Genomic DNA, 17910 nt, shown 5'->3' with positions numbered 1-17910 from the left:
TCCGGCGACCTAAAGTGCAAGATCGCGGGGGTGCGGCGGGAGTCTCGGTGTGGCGGCCAGCCCGGCCCGGTTCAGGCGGGCGGGGTGGGGGCCGTGAGTACGGCGTTCAGTAGGCCTGGGTAGAGCCGGTCCAGCTCGTCGCGGCGCAGCCGCACGTAGCGGGTGGTGCCGGCGGCCCGGGTGCGGGTCAGGCCGGCCTCGCGCAGCACTTTCAGGTGGTGGCTGCGGGTCGCCTTGGAGACGCCGAACTCGAAGCTGCCGCAGGCGGACTCCCCGCCCTCGGCGAGCGCCCGCACGATCTGCAGCCGGACGTCGTCGGCGAGCGCGGCCAGCACGGCGGTGACCGGAACGTCGGGTAGGTCGGGTTCGTGCAGCTCCATGTGAGCAGTGTAACCCTTGTTCGACAATCGTCGAACATCCCCCTAGGGTCAGGAGCGCTGGTTCGAAGATACTCGAACATTGGAGCTGACGATGCGATCCCGCGCCGCCGCCTTTCCACTGCTCGCCGTGCTCAGTTGGGGACTGATGTTCCCGATCCTGGCCAGCGCGCTGACCCGCGTCGACCCGCTCAACCTGACCACCGCCCGCTATCTGCTGGCCGCCGTCATCCTGGTCGCCCTCCTGCTGCTCCGGGAGGGCACCGCCGCGTTGCGCTCCGGCGGGCGGGCCGTCGAGCTCGTGGTGCTCGGCGTGGTCGGCTTCGCCGGCTTCAACCTGCTCACCAACCTGGCGCTCGAGCACGCCGCCCCGCAACAGGTCTCCCTCTTCGTGGCCACCACCCCGGTGATCACCCAACTGGTCCGTTGGGCGCGTGACGGCGTACGGCCGAAGCCGCTCCTGCTGGCCCTGTCGCTGGTGGCGCTCCTCGGCGTTGGCCTGGTGATCACCCGCGGGAGCCTGGCCGGGCTCGGTCAGTTCGGCCTCGGCGGGCTGATGATGATCGGCGCGGTGCTCGGATGGGCGATCTACACCCACGGCGCCAGCCGGTTCGGCGCCTGGTCGCCGCTGCGCTACACGACGCTGACCGCGCTCGCCGGCACGGCCGCCATGCTGGCTGGGAGCATCCTGGCCGACGGCATCGGCTGGCAGCACGCGCCGGCCGCCGCCGACCTCGTGGCGGTCGCCCCGCAACTGGCGTACGCCGTGATCGTGGCCGCCGTGATCGCGGTGCTGGCCTGGAACACCGGCGTGCAGCGCCTCGGCGCCGCCAACGCCGCCCTCTTCATGAACCTGGTCCCGGTGACCACCTTCGCGGTGCAGATCGCCCGCGGCTACCGGCCCGAGCCGGTAGAGCTGATCGGTGCGGCGGTCACCATCGCCGCCCTGGTCGCCGCGAACCTCGCCACCCGGGCTCGTACCCCGTCTCCCTGGCGGCCCGAAGCGACCGCGGTCGTCGACCAGGTCGCGGTGGTCGACCCGGTCGCGGTAGCCACGACGCGCGGCGTTGCCTAGACTCGACCGCACAACTGAATACCTCATCCAGAGGGGCTGAGGGATACGGCCCGACGACGCCCCGGCAACCACCCCGCGCGCTCACCGCTGAGCGACCCGCGGGGCAGGTGCCAATTCCGTCCCCGCCGCACGGTGCGATGCGGGGAAAGATGAGAGGACTCTCGACATGACGTCGTCGCTCGTCGCCTCCGGGATCGACACCACGGCCAGCCCCGCTCGCGCCCTGGTCTGCCGCGCCTGTTCGGCCCGCTATCCACTCGCCGCCCAGCACGCCTGTTACGAGTGTTTCGGCCCGCTGGAGGTCGACTACGACACGGCGGCCCTGGCCACCGTCACCCGCGAGCAGATCGAGGCCGGTCCGAACAACATCTGGCGGTACGCGGCGCTGCTGCCCGCCGGCCAGGACCCGGCCACCCGGGTCACCCTCGACCCGGGGCTCACCCCGCTGGTGGCGGCCCCGCACCTCGCCGCCGAGCTGGGCATCACCGCGCCGCTCTGGGTCAAGGACGACAGCGCCAACCCGACCCACTCCTTCAAGGACCGGGTCGTCTCGGTGGCGCTCACCGCGGCCCGGGCGCTCGGCTTCACCCGGTTCGCCTGTGCCTCCACCGGCAACCTGGCCAACTCGGTGGCCGCGCACGCCGCCCGCGCCGGGGTGCCCTCGGTGGTCTTCATCCCCAGTGACCTGGAGCAAGGCAAGGTCATCACCACCGCGGTCTACGGCGGCGAGCTGGTCGCCATCGACGGCTCGTACGACGACGTCAACCGGCTCTGCGGTGAGCTGGTGGAGACCGACGAATTCGAGGACACGGCGTTCGTCAACGTCAACGTCCGGCCGTACTACGCAGAGGGCTCCAAGACCCTCGGCTACGAGGTGGTCGAGCAGCTCGGCTGGCGGATCCCCGCCCAGGTGGTCATCCCGATGGCCAGCGGCGAGCTGCTCACCAAGATTGACAAGGCGTTCTCCGAGCTGGTCGAGATCGGTCTGGTCGATGCCCCGGAGGGCGGCTGGAAGGTCTTCGGCGCCCAGTCGGCCGGCTGCAACCCGATCGCCACGGCCCTGCACGCCGAGACCGACACGATCACCCCGGTCAAGCCGACCGGCATCGCCAAGTCGCTCAACATCGGTGACCCGGCGGCCGGTCTCTACGCCCTGGAGGCGGTCCGCCGGACCGACGGCTGGATGGAGTACGCCGACGACGACGAGATCCGCGCCGGCATCCGCCAGCTCGCCCGAACCACCGGCGTCTTCGCCGAGACCGCTGGGGGGGTCACCGTGGCGGTTCTGCGCAAGCTGGTCGAGTCCGGGCGGCTCGACCCGACGGCGGAGACCGTGGTGTTCAACACCGGCGAGGGTCTGAAGACCATTGACGCCGTCGCCGGTGAGGTCGGCCCGACCCACCGCATCAAGCCCTCGCTCCGCGCCGCACGCGACGCCGGCCTCCTCGGCTGACCGCACTCCGCGGGGGATGGGGGATCGTACGGTCGGGGGATCCGGGCGATCCGGCGGGTAACTGGATTTTTGCTGTGCGTATGGAAAACCCGCCGCTTTGGACTTGACGGCCGCAACGGGACGGCGCAAGATGCTCCGTGCGGGAGGGCATTTCGCCGAAGACTTTTGAAGTTCATACGACCCAGCGCCGAAGGCGTTGTGCGAGTGTCCCTCCCGACCACGTCCGATAGGGCCAGCGGAGTTATTCGCTGGCCCTATCGCTTTGTCGAGGTGCACGCTCGGCAGCATGAGCATCACCATCGCGTCGTTCACCGGCGCCGACCGGGCCGCTGTCGACGAGGCGTACCGGATCGGCGCGGCGGCCAACGACGTCGACGTGCCAGACTTCCCGCCCTTCTGCCGCCGACGCTTCGACGCGTTCTTCCACACGCCGATGCCGGGCAACGAACGGCTCTGGGCGTTGGCGCGGCTGAACGGCGTACCGGCCGGCTATCTCGCACTGGACCTGCCGCAACTCGACAACACCGACAACGCCATCGCCGAGTTGGTGGTGCACCCCGAGCTGCGGCGGCGCGGCGTCGGCCGGGCGTTGCACGCGTACGGGGTGCGGCTGCTGCGCGAGCACGGTCGCAAGCGGGTGGTCGGCATGGCCGTCTCCGCGCTGCCCGACGGGCCGGCCCGAAGCGTGGCGGGCGACGCCTTCGCCTCCGCGACGGGCGCCCAGCCCGCGCTCGCCGAGGTGCGCCGCCGGCTGGACGTGGCCGAGATCGACCGGACCGCACTGCGGGTGGCGCTGGCGGAGGCCCGTCCGCGGGCCGAGGGCTACCAGTCGGTCTGCTGGCGCGACACCACCCCGCCGGAGTACGTGGCGGACATCGCCTACCTGGATGGCCGCCTGCTGATGGACGCGCCCATGGGGGACGTGCAGTGGGAACCCGAGCAGGTGGATGCCGAGCGCGTCCGCGGCAACGAACGGGCGCTGGACGCCCGGGGGCGGCGGCGCTACCACCTCGGAATGCGGCACGAGGCGTCCGGTCGGCTGGTCGCCTGGACCTTCCTGGACGTGGGCGCCTCGGCCGACTGGCACGCGTTCCAGCAGATCACCATCGTCGACCCGGATCACCGTGGGCACCGGCTGGGCCTGATCGCCAAGGCGGAGAACCTGCACCACCTGCTCACCCACGAGCCGGCCGTACGCGTCATCGACACCTTCAACGCGGCCAGCAACAGCCACATGGTCGCGATCAACGAGCAGGTGGGCTTCCGCCCCGTGGACGCCTGGACCGACTGGCAGCTCACCCTGTGACGGCTATCGGCGCTACTGCTCGGCGGCCGGGCTCAGGCATGATGGCGGCATGACGGAGACCCCGCATCCCCTGTACGACAGGCACGCCGACACCCTCAACCGTGCGCTGACCGCGATCACGGAGCGGGGCTACTGGTCCGCCTACCCCGAGTCCCCCAGCCCCCGGGTGTACGGCGAGACCGCCGCCGCCGACGGCAAGGCCGCCTTCGAGGCGTACCTGGGCGGCGACTTCCCGCTCGACCAGCCCGGCACCGGTGACCGGATCGCCACCGAGATCAGCCCGTTCGGCGTGGCCCTCGGGGTGCGCTACCCCCACCCCGGCGTCGACGAGCTGGTCGCCGTCGCCACTGCCGCGCTGCCGGCCTGGCGCGACGCCGGGCCGCAGGCGCGGGTGGGCGTCTGCCTGGAGATCCTGGACCGGCTGCACAAGCACATCTTCGAGCTGGCCAACGCGGTGCAGTTCACCAGTGGGCAGGCGTTCGTGATGGCCTTCCAGGCCGGCGGCGCGCACGCGCTGGACCGGGCGCTGGAGTCGCTGGCGTACGCGTACGCCGAGATGACCCGGCACCCGGGGACGGCCGGCTGGGAGAAGGCCGCCGGCAAGGGCGACCCGCTGCGGATGACCAAGACGTTCCACGTGGTGCCCCGTGGGGTGGCGCTGGTGATCGGCTGCAACACGTTCCCGACCTGGAACTCGTACCCCGGGTTGTTCGCCTCGCTGGTCACCGGCAACCCGGTGATCGTCAAGCCGCACCCCCGTGCCGTGCTGCCGCTGGCCGTCACGGTGAAGTACGCGCGGGAGGTGCTCGCCGAGGCCGGCTTCGACCCCAACCTGATCACGCTGGCCGCCGAGGCACCGGGCGAGAAGCTCGCGAGTGACCTGGCGCTGCACCGGTCCGTGAAGATCGTCGACTTCACCGGCTCCACCGAGTACGGCGACTGGTTGGAGACCCACGCCCGCCAGGCATCGGTCTACACCGAGAAGGCCGGGCTCAACACGGTGGTGATCGACTCCACCGACGACTTCGCGGGCATGTGCCGCAACCTGGGCTTCACGCTGACCCTCTACAGCGGCCAGATGTGCACCACCTCGCAGAACATCCTCATCCCGAGCGGCGGCATCGAGACCGACCAGGGGCACAAGAGCTTCGACGAGGTCGCCGGTGGGATCGCCGCTGCGGTCGGCAAGCTGACCGCCGATCCGGCCCGGGGCGTGGAGCTGACCGGCGCGATCGTCAACGACGGGGTGCTGGAGCGGCTGGCCGAGGTGACCAAGGTGGGCGAGCCGGTGCTGGAGTCGCGGACCGTGGCGCACCCGGCGTACGCCGACGCGGTGGTGCGTACCCCGACCATCGTGAAGCTGGCCGCACACGACGCCGAGACCTACGGCCGGGAGTGGTTCGGGCCGATCTCGTTCGCCATCGCCACCGAGTCCACGTCGCACAGCCTGGAGCTGCTGCGCCGGACGGTCGGCGAGAAGGGTGCGCTCACCGCGGGCGTGTACTCCACCGACGAGGCGGTGCTCGACGCGACCGAGGCGGTTGCGGTCGAGGTTGGGGTGCACCTGTCCTGCAACCTGACCGGCGGGGTCTTCGTGAACCAGTCGGCGGCCTTCTCCGACTTCCACGGCAGCGGCGCGAACGCGGCAGCCAACTCGGCGCTGACCGACGGCGCCTACGTAGCCAACCGGTTCCGGATCGTGCAGTCCCGGCGGCACGTCTGACAGCGCGGTGATCAAGAGGTTTGCGTCAGGAACGGTGTTCTCCTTGACGCAAACCTCTTGATCACCGGACCTGGGCTCGGGTTCTAGGCGGGTCTGCGCATTTGTAGTTCGGTCAGGGCTGGGATGGTGGGGTGTGGGACGCGGACGTTGGTGTCGGTGAAGCCCAGCCGCTGGTAGGCCCGGTAGGCGCGGTCGTTGCCGACCACCACCTCCAGCAGCAGCTCCGGGCGGCCGCAGGCCCGCGACCAGGCGGCCACCTCGTCGATCAGCTCGGCGAGTAGACCGCTGCCCCGCCAGGCGGGCGTGACGTAGACGGCGTAGATCACGGTCAGCCCCGGCTCGTGCGGGTTGACCGTGCCGCCGGCGTGCCCGACGAACCGTCCGCCGGGATCCGCCACGAACTGGGCGGTCGACGTGCCACGCGAGGTGTACGCGACCCGGGCCGCGTACTCGGCGTGCGGGCGGGCGGCCGCGTCGGCGATCGTCTCCAGGAAGGCCAGCGGGGCGTCCGCGAGCATCTCCAGCCGTAGCGCCCTCATCCGGGCTGCGTCCACCGGGCGTACCCGACGGATCGGCGCCCGTCGCGTCGCGCTCTTCATGTCGCATACCTATCACAGCGATGGTGGACAATGCGGTGGCACCCGGCCCAACTCCGAAAATATGCCCGATTTGCGGTCGTGCATGGCCGTGACTCCTCGTGTAGCGTGCGATTTCGGTCACTCGTTTCAGTGGTCTTCATCGATTGCTGAAGCAGTCGTCCGGGGCGCCCGGCCGTGCCGTGCGCTGGGCAGGGATCGCCGCGCAGAGTGAGGATGTGCACCGTGGCACAGGGCACCGTGAAATGGTTCAACGCCGAAAAGGGTTACGGCTTCATCGCCGTCGACGGCGGGCAGGACGTGTTCGTCCACTTCTCCGCGATCGAGATGGACGGCTACAAGGCGCTGGACGACGGTCAGCGCGTCGAGTTCGAGGTTGCCCAGGGCCAGAAGGGCCCACAGGCGGAGCGCGTACGCCTCATCGCCTGAGCGTTTCCCCGCCCGTTCGGGTCGCCCTGGGCCGGGGCAGCGGTCCGGTCCCGTACCCGGGAAGATCGTGAGCCGTTCCAGCCGATGCTGAGGAGGGTTCATGACCGACCAGCCGCCCCCGCCCACTCCTCCCCCCGGGCCGGGGGAGCAGGGCCCGTCCGACCCGACCGCACCCGGCTACGGCCCGCCGCCCGGCTGGGACCCCGGGCAGGCTGGGTGGGGTCCGCCCGGCCAGCCGCCGCAAGGGTGGGTGTTCCCGCCCACCGGCGGCTATCCGCCCGGGTCCGGTCCGTACGGCGGGCAGCCGTGGTATCCGGGTGCGCAGCTCGGCTGGTACCCGCCGGGTCACGGGTTCGATCCGACCGACGCCCTGGTGACTCCGCCCGGCGCCGGCCTGGGCGGCTGGTTCGAGCGGTGCTCGGGTGCGCTGCGCCGGGGTTGGCGGCTGCTGGTGCCCATCATGCTGCTCACGCAGGTGTTGCCGGCGGCGGTGGTGGCCGTGATCCAGCTCGGTCTGGATCCGACGGCCGGCTGGGCGCCGGAGGCCGGGGTGAACTCCTCCGCTGACCTGCCCGACTCGTTCGTCGCCGACGTCGCGACCCTCGTCGCCGTGCTGATCGGCGGCAGCCTGCTCCTGGGGTTGGTGCAGGCGCTCGGGTGGGCCGCCGGCAGTTGGGTGATCACGCGGCAGGCGGTCGGCGAGCAGGTCGACCTCGGCTCGGCGCTGCGCTACGGCCTGCGGCGGGCGCTCGGGTTGTGGGGCTGGAGCCTGCTGATCGGTCTGATCATCGGCGTGGGTGTCTGCTTCTGCGTGCTGCCGGGCATCTACCTGGCGTTCGCGCTGAGCATGGCCGGGCCGGTCTACCTCTTCGAACGGCAGAACCCGATCGGCCGGTCGTTCCGGATGTTCCACGACCGGCTCGGGCTGCTGCTCGGCCGGGTGGCGCTGGTGGCCGGGGCGGTGATCGTCGGCACGATCGTTCCCACGGTGCTGGAGGGGGTGGGCTCCGCGCCGTTCGGTACGGACCCGCTGGCGTCGCCGGGCACCGCGGTCGGTGTGGTGGTGGTGACCGGGGTCACCGCGGTGCTGACCCTGCCGGCGCACCTCGCCCAGTTGATCGGTCTGCTGGTCACGTACGCCGAGCAGCGGGCCCATGAGGCGCCGGTGAACAGTGCCGGGCTGGCGGCGGAACTCGGCTGACCGGGGTCATCGTGCTTGCACTCGGCAGGGGAGAGTGCTAAACAAGTCATTGGCACTCGCATACCGCGAGTGCCAATGGTCGGGACGGTGGGGCCAGGGTCGCGCCGGCGTGGAGACGCCGGGGTGGCACATGGCCGGTCGTCGCGGGCTATCCGGCCCGGCCGAAGGACGTCGTCGTCGCCAGGTGGCGACGTCCCAAGGTGCGTACACCAGGCGGCCCATCCGGGACACAACACTCGGGTGGCCCGTGAGTGTCCAGGAGGACAACGCCGTATGGCCAAGATGATCGCGTTCGACGAAGAGGCGCGCCGCGGCCTCGAGCGGGGCATGAACCAGCTCGCCGACGCCGTAAAGGTGACCCTCGGCCCCAAGGGCCGCAACGTCGTGCTCGAGAAGAAGTGGGGTGCCCCCACCATCACCAACGATGGTGTGAGCATCGCCAAGGAGATCGAGCTCGAGGACCCGTACGAGAAGATCGGCGCTGAGCTGGTCAAGGAGGTCGCCAAGAAGACCGACGACGTTGCCGGTGACGGCACGACGACGGCGACTGTCCTGGCCCAGGCCCTGGTTCGCGAGGGCCTGCGCAACGTGGCCGCTGGCGCCAACCCGATGGCCCTGAAGCGGGGCATCGAGGCCGCGGTCGCGAGCGTCTCGGAGGAGCTGTCCAAGCTCGCCAAGGACGTCGAGACCAAGGAGCAGATCGCCTCCACCGCCTCCATCTCCGCTGGCGACAGCACCGTCGGCGAGATCATCGCCGAGGCGATGGACAAGGTCGGCAAGGAAGGCGTCATCACCGTCGAGGAGAGCAACACCTTCGGGCTGGAGCTGGAGCTCACCGAGGGTATGCGCTTCGACAAGGGCTACATCTCGGCCTACTTCATGACCGACCCGGAGCGCATGGAGGCCGTCTTCGACGACCCCTACCTCCTGATCGTCAACAGCAAGATCTCGTCGGTCAAGGACCTGCTCCCGATCCTCGAGAAGGTCATGCAGTCGGGCAAGCCGCTGCTGATCATCTCCGAGGACATCGAGGGCGAGGCCCTGGCCACCCTGGTCGTCAACAAGGTCCGGGGCACCTTCAAGTCCGTCGCCGTCAAGGCGCCGGGCTTCGGTGACCGCCGCAAGGCCATGCTCGCCGACATCGCCATCCTCACCGGTGGTCAGGTCATCAGCGAGGAGGTCGGCCTCAAGCTGGACGCCGTCAGCCTCGACATGCTGGGCCGCGCCCGCAAGGTCGTGGTGACCAAGGACGAGACCACCATCGTCGATGGTGCCGGCGACGCCGACCAGATCCAGGGTCGGGTCAACCAGATCCGGGCCGAGATCGACAAGAGCGACTCCGACTACGACCGCGAGAAGCTGCAGGAGCGGCTGGCCAAGCTGGCCGGTGGCGTTGCGGTGATCAAGGTCGGCGCGGCCACCGAGGTCGAGCTCAAGGAGCGCAAGCACCGCATCGAGGACGCCGTTCGCAACGCGAAGGCGGCCGTCGAGGAGGGCATCGTCCCGGGTGGTGGCGTCGCGCTGGTTCAGGCCGGCAAGACCGCCTTCGACAAGCTCGACCTGGTCGGCGACGAGGCGACCGGCGCGAACATCGTCAAGGTCGCGCTCGACGCCCCGCTGCGGCAGATCGCCGTCAACGCCGGCCTCGAGGGCGGCGTCGTGGTGGAGAAGGTCCGTAACCTCGAAGCGGGTCACGGTCTGAACGCCGCCAACGGCGAGTACGTCGACCTGCTGGCCGCGGGCATCATCGACCCGGCCAAGGTGACCCGGTCGGCGCTGCAGAACGCCGCTTCCATCGCGGCGCTCTTCCTCACCACCGAGGCCGTCGTGGCGGACAAGCCGGAGAAGACCCCGGCCGCCCCGGCTGGCCCGGGTGGCGGGGACATGGACTTCTGAGTCCAGTTCCGACACAGAACGGGGCGGGCCGCTGACGCGGTCCGCCCCGTTCGTCGTCAGGTGGGTAGCGGGCGCTGGTTGCGCCGCTTCTGCGCCCGGCCGTACGGCGGAATCAGCTGGATCGGTGCGTCCACCATCTCCTGCGGCTCCTCGACCAGCGCCCCGCCGTCAGTGGTCATCTCCGCCAACTGCTCGGCGTCGCCGTAGTCGAGCCGGTCGAACGGCAGTTGCCCGGGGAGTTCGCCGACCGGTTTCCAGGTGACGGGCGGGCCGTCCTCGGTCTGGTCGTCATCGGTGGTCATGGCTGCCTCCTCTACCAAAACGGTAGGGGGCGTCGATGGCCCACGCGGGCGAATGGATCAATATCCCATTTGCCCGTTATTACGCCGGAAGGGTCCGCCGGTACAGGAAGAAGACCCGCTCGATCCGGGCGCCCGCGCTGCCCGAGTAGAACGGCACCGGCCCGACCCAGCCGATCTGCGCCCGGTCGAGCCCGGTCGCCCGCTGGTCACGCAGGCAGCGACGCAGCAACACCCCACCGATGCCAGACCCCTCGGCTGCCGGCGCGGTGCCCATCGGCCCGAACCAGCTCGGCCGGGACGACCCGTAGGCGGCGAAGCCGAGCAGCTCGCCGTCGCGCTCCGCCAGGTGACAACCGGCCTCGGGGGAGCGGCCCACGGATTCGGCCAGCTCGCCGTCCCAGGTGCCGCTGAAGGTGGAACGGGCGAACGCCTCCAGCGCCGGCAGATCCACCGGCTCCGCCCGACGTACCGTGACGCCCTGGTCGGCCAGGCGCTGTTCCGCGGCCTCGGTGGACCGCAGCGCGGGCGACCCGTCGTACGACAGGTCAGCCGTCATGTTCCAGGCCGTCCGGTCCTGCTGGTAGCCGAGCGCCAGGGCGGCGCAGACCGCCGGCGTGTAGCGCACGTCGATGCCCGGCCAGGCGTAGTACGGCGGGTTGCCGGCCAACAGCACCTCGGCCGCCCCCTGCTCGGCGAGCACCCGCTCGGCCCGCGCCAGCAACGTCCGGCCGACTCCCTGGCGGCGCTGCTCCGGCAGCACCGCGACCAGGTCCACGTGCCCGAGACCCGGGTCGCTCGACGACACCGAGCACAGCAGCACGCCGACCAGCTCCGCCCCCCGGTACGCGCCCAGCCCGACCACCGGCCGGTTGGCGGCGGCCCGCGGCCAGAGCGCGTCCACCACGGGCCCCGCCTCGGTGGCGTCCTCCGGCAGGTCGAGCGCCCGCTCGCACAGCCGCACCACGGCAGGCAGCAGGTCGAGGGTCAACTCGGTGACGGTGATCTTGGCGTCCATGGTCGCCGACCATAGATCACCGGGTACCCGTCCCGGCAAGACCCGCCCTCAGGAACGGGCGGCCCGGACGGCGGCGTAGGCGTCCACCTGGCCGGCGCCGGTGACGTTCGCCGGGCCGCCACAGGCGTCGGACGGGTTGCGGGAGCGGTACGTCGGCTCGGCGGGCGTTGCGGTGTCCCGCAGGATCTGCCGGGTCCGCGCCAGGTCGCCGACCAGCGCCGGGTTCGCCGACCACATGAGCGCGACCACCCCGGCCACCTGCGGGGTGGCCATCGAGGTGCCGTCGAGCGCGGCGTAACCGCCGCCCGGCATGGCCGAGACGACACCGACGCCCGGCGCCAACACGTCCGGCTTGCCCGCTCCGCCCGGCACCGGCCCCCGCGAGGAGAACTCGGCGACCCGCCGCTGCGCGTCCACCGCACCGACGGTCAGCACGTCCGGGTACGGCGCGGGAGCGTCGTCGATCGACCCGCACCACGGGCCGGTGTTGCCGGCGGCGGCGACCACGAAGATCCCGGCGGCGTCCAGCGCGGCGGTGGCCGGCCGCAGTGCGCGATCGTCGCAGCCCTCGATCGGCGGGCAGCCCCAGGAGTTCGTCAGCACCTGCGGGGCGCGTGCCGGCCGACCGTCGGTGAAGGGGTCACCCCCGGTCGGGAAGGGGGCCAGCATGAACTGGAGGCAGTCCAGGTAGTGCGCCGGGCTGCCCAGGTTGCGGTCCAGGTTGACGCAGCCCACCCACTGCGCATCCGGTGCCACCCCGATGCCGCCCCGGCCCACCGCGCTGCCCACCGTGTGGGTGCCGTGCCCGCCCTGGTCGGTCGGGGCCCGGGTGCCGTCCCACGGGTCGTACCAGGAGTCGTCCCCGCCGCGGAACCCGGCCCGCAGCGCCGGATGGGTGCCGTCCACCCCCGAATCCGAGCTGCCCACCACGACGCCCGAGCCGGTGACACCGAGCTGCGACCAGACCCGGTCGGCGCCGAGCTGACGGATGTTCCACTCCGCGCCGGTGGGGGCGGGCGTGTCGCCCCGGCTCTGCCCGGCTGGCGCCGGCAGTGGCCGCAGGCGTTGGCTGACCAGCACCCGGTCCACCTCCGGTCGGCGGGCGAGCCAGGCCCGTACCGCCGGGCCGCCGTCCACCTCGACCGCGTTCACCAGGTAGTAGGGCACCGGGTCGAGCCGCAGCCGGGTCAGCTCCCGGCGGAGGTCGGCCTGGCTCCGGTCGGCCGTCGCCACCAGCCGCCGGTAGACCTCCGTCGCGCGGGCGTCCCGCCCGGCCCGGCCCGGTACGCCGGCCGGCAGGCCCGTCAGGTCGGCCTGCTCGCGCAGCACCACCAGCAGTCGATCGCCGTGCAGGCCGGGCTGGCCGGGCCCGACGTCGACCACGCCCACCGCGACCAGCAGCACCGCCGCGCTCAGCGCGGCCACCCACCGCCTGGGGGTACGCGCCGACGGACGGGCCAGCAGCACCGCGTACCCGATGGCGACCAGGACCGCGACGGCGAGTCCGGCGACGGCGGCGGCCCCCACCCAGAACGGCACGTCCCGGGTGCCGACCAGCAGCAGGCTGATCTCCTCCGGGTCGGTCCAGGCCAGCGGGCCGAGTGCGGCCAGCCCCAACAGCCAGCCCGTCGCGGCCCGGCCGGCGCGGGCGGAGTCGCTCTCCCGGGCCGGCATGGTCGTCGTCTGGGCGAGTGCGTTCGACGCCTCTCCGCCGGTCGGACGCCAGGTCGCGGCCCACAGGGCGGCCACCGCGTAACCCACCGGCGGCAGGGTCAGCAGGGCGGGCAGTTGCGCGCCGGACTGGCCGGTGCCGGCGGCGAGCAGCAGGAGCGCCACCCCGGCTACCAGGCCGCCGACCAGCACCAGACGGGCCGGCCGGGGCGGTCGACCGATCGCGAAGCGGGACCAGAAGGCGGCATCCAGCAGCGTCGCGGCCAGCAGCCCGAGCGCGGCTGCCGCCAGCACCGTGAGCGCGGTCTCCAGCAGCCCGCCGAGCGCGCCCAGCCAGGCCCAGGGGAGCAGCAGCGCCAACCCGGCGGCGACCGCGAGCAGTGGCACCGGGCCGGGCCGGAACAGTCCCCGCCCCCGTCCGGCCGGCCGGGGGCCGCTGGCGGTCTCGCCGCCGGGCACCGCGCCGTCTCCGCCGGTCGCCGCCGACCGGCGGGCCCACCAGCGCAGGACGAGCGTGCTGAGGGCGGCCGTGCCGGCAAGCGCGGCGAGGTACGCCTCGTGGTGCACCGGCGGCACGACCCGCAGCGCGGTGAGCACCCCGAGCACGAGCACCCCACCCAGCCATGCCCGCCCGGTGGCCCGGACCGCGGCCGAGCGGGGCACCAGGGCCAGCAGCAGCGTGGGCGTGCCCACGAGCACGACGGTGGCCAGGCCCAGCACCGGCCAGAGCCAACCGACCCGGTCCCGCCCGAAGCCCAGCAGCACCTGGTCGGCGACCCAGCCGCCGGCCTGGGTGCCCACGATGATCGCCAGCGTCCAGCCGCCGGTCAGCACGGCGGCGACCACCGACCAGGGGTTGACCCCACCAGGAGGTGACGGCTGCCGGTGCGGTGGTTGACCAGCGGGTGACGGAGGGCCGACCTGCATGCCTCGCACAGTACGGGTCGGGCGCCGCACCACCGGACCGGGCGGGCGCGCATGTCGACATGCCGGCCGCGACGGTTACGGTGGACGGGTGCGCGACCCCAACATCTCCCGCTCTGTCGCTGGGCAACTCTCGCCGGTCCGCCGTGCGGCCGACCTGCGCCAGCTCCGTGCCGAACGTTTCGACGTACTGGTGATCGGGGGTGGGGTCACCGGTGCCGGTGCCGCCCTGGACGCGGCGTCCCGGGGCCTGAAGGTGGCCCTGGTCGAGGCGCGTGATCTCGCCTCCGGCACCTCCAGCCGGTCCAGCAAGCTTATCCACGGCGGCCTGCGCTACCTGGAGCAGTTGGAGTTCCATCTGGTCCACGAGGCGCTCACCGAACGCGGCCTGCTGGCCACCCGGCTCGCGCCGCACCTGGTCCGGCCGGTGCCGTTCCTGGTGCCGCTGCCGGCCGGCCGAGGTCTGCGGGACCTGCCCGCCCGGATCTTCCGCCGCGCGTACTACGGCGCCGGCGTGGCCACCTACGACGCGTTCGCCGGGGCCGTCGGCGGCGGCCGGGGCATGCCGCTGCACCGGCACCTCACCCGGGAAGGGGCCCGACGGATCTTCCCGAGCCTGCGGGCCGACGCGCTGGCCGGAGCGATCCGCTACTACGACGGGCAGGTCGACGACGCCCGGCTGGTCGTCACGCTGGCCCGCACCGCCGCCAGCCTCGGTGCCACGGTGGTGAGCAGCGCCCGCGCCGTCGGGCTGATCCGGCAGGCGCGTGAGGTGACCGGCGTCCGGGTCCGCGACCTGGAGGCCCCCGCCGGCTCCCCGGACGCGGAGTTCGAGGTCCAGGCCCGCACCGTGATCGGCGCCACCGGCGTGTGGAGCGACGACATGTCGCGGATGCTCAACGACGTGGGTCTGCGGCCCGGCATCCGGGTACGCGCCTCCAAGGGCGTGCACCTGGTGGTGCCCCGCTCGGCGATCACCGGCGAGACCGGGCTCATCCTGCGGACGGCCACCTCGGTGCTCTTCGTCATCCCGTGGGGCGGGCACTGGATCATCGGCACCACGGACACGGACTGGCGACTGGACCGGTCCCATCCCGCCGCCTCGGCCAGCGACATCGATTACCTGCTGCAGCAGGTCAACGTCGTGCTCGACCGTCCGCTGACCACGGCCGACATCGAGGGCGTCTACGCCGGGCTGCGACCGCTGCTGGCCGGCGAGGCCGACTCCACCTCGAAGCTCTCCCGCGAGCACGCGGTCTTCGAGCCGATGCTCGGGCTGCTGCTGGTTGCTGGCGGCAAGTACACGACGTACCGGGTGATGGCCTCCGACGTGGTCGACCGGGCCGCCCGCCGGCTGGGCGGCGCCCGCCAGTCGCGTACCGCCGACCTGCCGCTGCTCGGCGCCGACGGGTACCAGGCGATGTGGCGGGACCGGGCCGACCTGGCGCGCCGGCACGGCGTACCGGTGGGTGTGGTCGAGCACCTGCTGGAGCGGTACGGCACCCTCACCCTGGAGCTGCTGGCGCTGATCAACGCCGATCCACTGCTCGCCTCCCCGCTGGCGGGCGCCCCGGAGTACCTGGCCGCGGAGGTCACCTACGCCGCGCGGGCCGAGGGCGCGCTGCACCTGGAGGACGTGCTGACCCGGCGGACCCGGATCTCCTTCGAGACCAGCCACCGGGGCTTGGAGTCGGCGGAGCACACGGCCGAGCTGATGGGGGCGGTGCTGGGCTGGGACGCGGCCACCCGTGCCCGTGAGGTCGAGCACTACCGCGCCCGGGTGGAGGCGGAGCGGCAGTCCCAGTTGATGCCGGACGACGCCGCGGCGGACGCGGCCCGGCTGGGCGCCCCGGATGTACGCGGCTACGCGGCCGACCGGGGCGACGATGATCCGGCGAAGTTGCCGACGTCCTCCCGGTAAAACGTTACCGAAGAGTAACCATCAATACCGGCCCGGTTGGTGGTACCGGACGCTACCTACGGTGGGGTAGGTTTCCGCGCGTGCTGTTCCGCGCGCCCTCACGCCTACTGACTCCCCTCCTCGCCGTGGCGCTCGCGAGCGCCCTGAGCGGTTGTTCGCTGTTCGACCGGGACGGTGAGACACCGGCGCCGCCACCGGCCGCCGGGGGGCAGGCGCTCGAGGTCCCGGCCACGGTCGGCGCGGGCCAGGTGAGCCTGATCCAGCGCGTGGGCGCCGACGGCCCGCTGCGGACGTTGAGCGTCGAGCGGGACGGCGCGTGGAAGTGCGACGACTGCGCCGGCGACGGCGTCGCCTCCCGTGGCACGCTCGCCGCCGAACAGACCGAACGCCTCCAGGTGCTGCTCGCCGACCCGAAGCTGCCCGAGGAGACCGATCAGGTCCGGCACTACCGGACGACCTGCATCGACGCGCTGACGTCCAGCCTGCTCACCGTCGCCGGTCTGATCACCACGCAGGACTGCCCGGGTGAGGAGCGCCCGCCGGTCGCCGGTGAGATCCTCCTGTTGCTCACCCAGGCGACCCCCGCCGAGGTCGTCGGCTGACCCGTCGATCGGGTCGGGTCAGAGCACCTTGCCGGGGTTGAGCAGGCCGTCCGGGTCCAGCGCCGACTTGATCGCGTGGTGCACCCGGACGCCGACCGGGCCGATCTCCCGGGCCAGCCAGTCCCGCTTGAGCAGCCCCACGCCGTGCTCGCCGGTGCAGGTGCCGCCCAGCTCCAGGCCGAGCCGCATGATCTCGTCGAACGCCCGCCGACCCCGCTCGAGGCTCGCCGGGTCGGCGCGGTCGACCACGATGTTCGGGTGCATGTTGCCGTCCCCGGCGTGCCCCACCACGCCAATCGGCACGTCGCAGTCCACCGCGATCCGGGCCACCCCGTCCAGGAGCGCCGCGAGCGAGCCGCGCGGCACCGCCACGTCGTCGATCACCAGACCACCGTTGCCGCCCGGGTACGCGTCGGCGGCGAACTTCTCCATCGCCGGGTGGGCCAGTCGCCGGGCCTGCAGCAGCGCGGCCGCCTCCACCGCGTCGGTCGCCGCGTAGACCTCGTCCGCACCGGCCGCCTCGCACACCTCGGCCAGCCCGGCCAGGTCGTCGGCGGCCCGGGTGCCGGTGTCCGCAGCGGCCAGCAACAGGGCCTGCGCGTCGGTCCGCAACCCCATCGGCTGGTACGCCTCGATCGCCCGCAGGTGGGTCTGGTCGAGCAGCTCCAGCAGGCTGGGGGTGAGCCCTCGGGCGGCGATCTCGGCGACCGCCGCGCCGGCCGCCGCGGTGGAACCGAAGACCGCCACCAGGGTCAGCGACTCGGCCGGGGCGGGTCGCAGCGCGACGGTCACCTCGGTGATCACCCCGAGAGTGCCCTCCGAGCCGACGAAGAGCCGGGTCAGGTCGTAGCCGGCGACCCCCTTGGCGGTACGTCGGCCGGTGCGCAGCACCTCGCCGGAGGCGAGCACGACCTCCAGGCCGAGCACGTACTCCGTGGTCACGCCGTACTTGACGCAGCACATGCCGCCCGCGTTGGTGGCCACGTTGCCGCCGATGGTGGAGGACTCCCAGGAGCCGGGGTCCGGCGGGTACCAGAGCCCCTGCTTGGCCACCGCGGCCGCCAGTGCCGCGTTGACCACCCCGGGCTGGACCACGGCGATCCGGCTCACCGGGTCGATCTCGCGGATCTCGTCCATCGCGACGGTGCTGAGCACCACCGCGCCGTCCACCGCGTTCGCCGCGCCGGCCAGCCCGGTCCGCGCGCCCTGCGGCACCACCGGTACGCCGTGCCGCGCCGCCGCCCGCACCACCGCCGCGACCTGCTCGGTGGTGCGCGGACGGGTGACCACGAGCGGGGTGCCGGCGGCGCAGAGGTCGGCCTCGTCCCGCTGGTGCATACGCAGCAGGTCCGGGTCGGTGAGCACGGCGTTCTCGCCCAGCGCGGCCCGCAGGTCGTCGAGGAGTGGGGTGGAGGCCAT

At 72.5% G+C, this 17910-nt stretch carries 15 protein-coding genes and 1 riboswitch; of the genes, 9 read left to right on the top strand and 6 right to left on the bottom strand.

Annotated features, from left to right (window positions below; genetic code table 11):
- Positions 1–71: 71 nt before the first annotated feature.
- On the bottom strand, positions 72–380 hold the full coding sequence (locus V6V47_RS09660) for an ArsR/SmtB family transcription factor (RefSeq protein WP_334627749.1): 309 nt from the start codon (positions 378–380) through the stop codon (positions 72–74).
- A 91-nt stretch (positions 381–471) separates the two neighbouring features.
- On the opposite strand from V6V47_RS09660, the gene V6V47_RS09655 reads away from it, so the two are divergent.
- From V6V47_RS09655 to paaN, 4 genes are all read left to right on the top strand, one after another.
- Positions 472–1452 carry a DMT family transporter gene (locus tag V6V47_RS09655; RefSeq protein ID WP_334627748.1) on the top strand — a complete coding sequence of 327 codons (981 nt, stop codon included), beginning with the start codon at positions 472–474 and terminating at the stop codon, positions 1450–1452.
- 20 nt (positions 1453–1472) lie between these two features.
- Positions 1473–1608: riboswitch (SAM riboswitch) on the top strand.
- 10 nt (positions 1609–1618) lie between these two features.
- Positions 1619–2905 (top strand): threonine synthase, encoded by a 1287-nt coding sequence (gene thrC / locus V6V47_RS09650; RefSeq protein WP_334627747.1) that lies wholly within the window; start codon positions 1619–1621, stop codon positions 2903–2905.
- Between the two features lie 286 nt (positions 2906–3191).
- Positions 3192–4211 (top strand): GNAT family N-acetyltransferase, encoded by a 1020-nt coding sequence (locus tag V6V47_RS09645; RefSeq protein ID WP_334627746.1) that lies wholly within the window; start codon positions 3192–3194, stop codon positions 4209–4211.
- Between the two features lie 49 nt (positions 4212–4260).
- A complete protein-coding gene (gene paaN / locus V6V47_RS09640) occupies positions 4261–5934 on the top strand; it encodes a phenylacetic acid degradation protein PaaN (RefSeq protein ID WP_334627745.1) in 1674 nt (557 codons plus the stop codon).
- An 83-nt stretch (positions 5935–6017) separates the two neighbouring features.
- On the opposite strand, the gene V6V47_RS09635 is transcribed toward paaN, so the two are convergent.
- Positions 6018–6533 carry a GNAT family N-acetyltransferase gene (locus tag V6V47_RS09635; protein WP_334627744.1) on the bottom strand — a complete coding sequence of 172 codons (516 nt, stop codon included), beginning with the start codon at positions 6531–6533 and terminating at the stop codon, positions 6018–6020.
- 222 nt (positions 6534–6755) lie between these two features.
- Between V6V47_RS09635 and V6V47_RS09630 the strand changes: the two genes are divergently transcribed.
- From V6V47_RS09630 to groL, 3 genes are all read left to right on the top strand, one after another.
- Positions 6756–6959 (top strand): cold-shock protein, encoded by a 204-nt coding sequence (locus V6V47_RS09630; RefSeq protein WP_334627743.1) that lies wholly within the window; start codon positions 6756–6758, stop codon positions 6957–6959.
- Positions 6960–7059: 100 nt separating this feature from the next.
- Positions 7060–8160 (top strand): hypothetical protein, encoded by a 1101-nt coding sequence (locus V6V47_RS09625; RefSeq protein ID WP_334627742.1) that lies wholly within the window; start codon positions 7060–7062, stop codon positions 8158–8160.
- Positions 8161–8433: 273 nt separating this feature from the next.
- Positions 8434–10056 (top strand): chaperonin GroEL, encoded by a 1623-nt coding sequence (gene groL / locus V6V47_RS09620; protein ID WP_334627741.1) that lies wholly within the window; start codon positions 8434–8436, stop codon positions 10054–10056.
- A gap of 56 nt (positions 10057–10112) precedes the next feature.
- On the opposite strand, the gene V6V47_RS09615 is transcribed toward groL, so the two are convergent.
- The 3 genes from V6V47_RS09615 to V6V47_RS09605 all read right to left on the bottom strand — a co-directional run bounded on the left by V6V47_RS09615 (position 10113) and on the right by V6V47_RS09605 (position 13971).
- Positions 10113–10358, bottom strand: a complete 246-nt coding sequence (locus V6V47_RS09615; protein ID WP_334627740.1) for a hypothetical protein — start codon at positions 10356–10358, stop codon at positions 10113–10115.
- A 79-nt stretch (positions 10359–10437) separates the two neighbouring features.
- Positions 10438–11373 (bottom strand): GNAT family N-acetyltransferase, encoded by a 936-nt coding sequence (locus tag V6V47_RS09610; RefSeq protein WP_334627739.1) that lies wholly within the window; start codon positions 11371–11373, stop codon positions 10438–10440.
- 48 nt (positions 11374–11421) lie between these two features.
- On the bottom strand, positions 11422–13971 hold the full coding sequence (locus V6V47_RS09605; RefSeq protein ID WP_334627738.1) for a S8 family serine peptidase: 2550 nt from the start codon (positions 13969–13971) through the stop codon (positions 11422–11424).
- A gap of 103 nt (positions 13972–14074) precedes the next feature.
- Here V6V47_RS09605 and V6V47_RS09600 point away from each other — a divergent pair, with 103 nt between their 5' ends.
- Both V6V47_RS09600 and V6V47_RS09595 read left to right on the top strand, forming a co-directional pair.
- Entirely contained in the window at positions 14075–15889 is a 1815-nt protein-coding gene (locus tag V6V47_RS09600; protein ID WP_334627944.1) for a glycerol-3-phosphate dehydrogenase/oxidase, read from the top strand.
- A gap of 125 nt (positions 15890–16014) precedes the next feature.
- The gene (locus V6V47_RS09595) at positions 16015–16491 is read left to right on the top strand and encodes a hypothetical protein (RefSeq protein ID WP_334627737.1); all 477 of its coding nucleotides are present in this window, start codon (positions 16015–16017) and stop codon (positions 16489–16491) included.
- 18 nt (positions 16492–16509) lie between these two features.
- On the opposite strand, the gene V6V47_RS09590 is transcribed toward V6V47_RS09595, so the two are convergent.
- Positions 16510–17910, bottom strand: coding sequence for an FAD-binding oxidoreductase (locus V6V47_RS09590; protein ID WP_334627736.1), 1401 nt, complete (start codon positions 17908–17910; stop codon positions 16510–16512).

This window comes from Micromonospora sp. CPCC 205539 (genome assembly GCF_036906815.1).
Taxonomy (GTDB): domain Bacteria; phylum Actinomycetota; class Actinomycetes; order Mycobacteriales; family Micromonosporaceae; genus Micromonospora.
The sequence above is the reverse complement of the archived record's forward strand: the minus strand, read 5'-3'. Positions and strand labels throughout refer to the sequence as shown.

Coding starts and splice junctions, on each gene's coding strand:
- V6V47_RS09660 (WP_334627749.1), bottom strand. CDS start 380: ATGGAGCTGCACGAACCCGACCTACCCGACGTTCCGGTCACCGCCGTG.
- V6V47_RS09655 (WP_334627748.1), top strand. CDS start 472: ATGCGATCCCGCGCCGCCGCCTTTCCACTGCTCGCCGTGCTCAGTTGG.
- thrC (WP_334627747.1), top strand. CDS start 1,619: ATGACGTCGTCGCTCGTCGCCTCCGGGATCGACACCACGGCCAGCCCC.
- V6V47_RS09645 (WP_334627746.1), top strand. CDS start 3,192: ATGAGCATCACCATCGCGTCGTTCACCGGCGCCGACCGGGCCGCTGTC.
- paaN (WP_334627745.1), top strand. CDS start 4,261: ATGACGGAGACCCCGCATCCCCTGTACGACAGGCACGCCGACACCCTC.
- V6V47_RS09635 (WP_334627744.1), bottom strand. CDS start 6,533: ATGAAGAGCGCGACGCGACGGGCGCCGATCCGTCGGGTACGCCCGGTG.
- V6V47_RS09625 (WP_334627742.1), top strand. CDS start 7,060: ATGACCGACCAGCCGCCCCCGCCCACTCCTCCCCCCGGGCCGGGGGAG.
- groL (WP_334627741.1), top strand. CDS start 8,434: ATGGCCAAGATGATCGCGTTCGACGAAGAGGCGCGCCGCGGCCTCGAG.
- V6V47_RS09615 (WP_334627740.1), bottom strand. CDS start 10,358: ATGACCACCGATGACGACCAGACCGAGGACGGCCCGCCCGTCACCTGG.
- V6V47_RS09610 (WP_334627739.1), bottom strand. CDS start 11,373: ATGGACGCCAAGATCACCGTCACCGAGTTGACCCTCGACCTGCTGCCT.
- V6V47_RS09605 (WP_334627738.1), bottom strand. CDS start 13,971: ATGCAGGTCGGCCCTCCGTCACCCGCTGGTCAACCACCGCACCGGCAG.
- V6V47_RS09590 (WP_334627736.1), bottom strand. CDS start 17,910: ATGGCCTCCACCCCACTCCTCGACGACCTGCGGGCCGCGCTGGGCGAG.